At 50.2% G+C, this 1,001-nt stretch carries 2 protein-coding genes; both read left to right on the top strand.

Annotated features, from left to right (window positions below):
• Window positions 1-218 (top strand): transketolase C-terminal domain-containing protein (locus tag R7P35_RS26555; protein ID WP_318093483.1); only part of this gene is annotated, 218 nt, incomplete at its 5' end.
• Window positions 215-1,001, top strand: a 787-nt coding sequence (locus R7P35_RS26550; RefSeq protein ID WP_318093482.1) for a biotin/lipoyl-containing protein, incomplete at its 3' end; no start/stop codon positions are given. The genes R7P35_RS26555 and R7P35_RS26550, both read left to right, overlap by 4 nt.

The following is a 1,001-nucleotide window of genomic DNA, read 5'->3' as shown; positions in this document are numbered from 1 at the left end:
GCCTGCTGGTTGTACATGAAGCCAGTAAAACGTGTGGTGTGGGTTCTGAGCTGCTGGCTCGAACCGCCGAACACGCGATGTGCTTGCTAAAAGCGCCACCTAAACGAGTCACAGGTATGGATACCATTATGCCTTATTACCGTAACGAAGATTATTTCATGGTTCAGAAAGAAGACATTGTGATCGCAGCGCGCGAGCTCGTGGAGGATTGGAAATGAAGACGTTTAATTTACCCGATCTCGGTGAAGGTCTCGCTGAGTCAGAAATTGTAAAATGGCATGTCAATGTGGGTGACATGGTCAAACTCGATCAAGTGATCCTCACCGTTGAGACGGCGAAAGCAACCGTAGACGTTCCTGCTCCGTACGCAGGCAGAATTGTCAGCCGCCATGGTGAAGAAGGCGACGTAATTAATATTGGCGCCCTACTTCTAGAAATCGACGAAAGTGGCGCAGAAAACACTGTCTCTGCGGAAAAACGACAAACCGCCGATGCCGCAACCGTTGTTGGCACCGTATCTCACCAATCTCATAACGTAAATGTTGATGATTTTTGGGTGGGCGGCAGCCACAACAAATCGGCAGACAAACTCATCACCGCTTTACCTTCCGCGCGTTTGCTAGCGAAAAAGCTAGGCGTAGATTTGAAAACGATGGTCGGTAGCGGACCAAGCGGTTTGATCGTCGATGCCGATGTTTACGAAGAAGCAGGCAAACAAGTTCCTGGAACTGAAGTGCTCAAAGGAGCGCGCCGTACGATGGTCTCGACCATGGCAGAATCCCATCAAAATGTCGCAGCGGTGACCATTACCGAAGAAGCGTTATTGGAAGATTGGTTGCCAAACGAGGACATCAGCATTCGTCTGGTGCAAGCTATCGTTTATGCTTGCCAGCAAGAGCCAGCTCTTAACGCTTGGTTCGATGCCGAAACCATGACGCGCTGTGTTCATCCTACCGTCAATCTTGGTGTAGCGGTGGATAGCCGTCACGGACTGTATGTCC

Source organism: Vibrio sp. Vb0304 (assembly GCF_033338995.1).
Taxonomy (GTDB): domain Bacteria; phylum Pseudomonadota; class Gammaproteobacteria; order Enterobacterales; family Vibrionaceae; genus Vibrio; species Vibrio alginolyticus.
The sequence above is the reverse complement of the archived record's forward strand: the minus strand, read 5'-3'. Positions and strand labels throughout refer to the sequence as shown.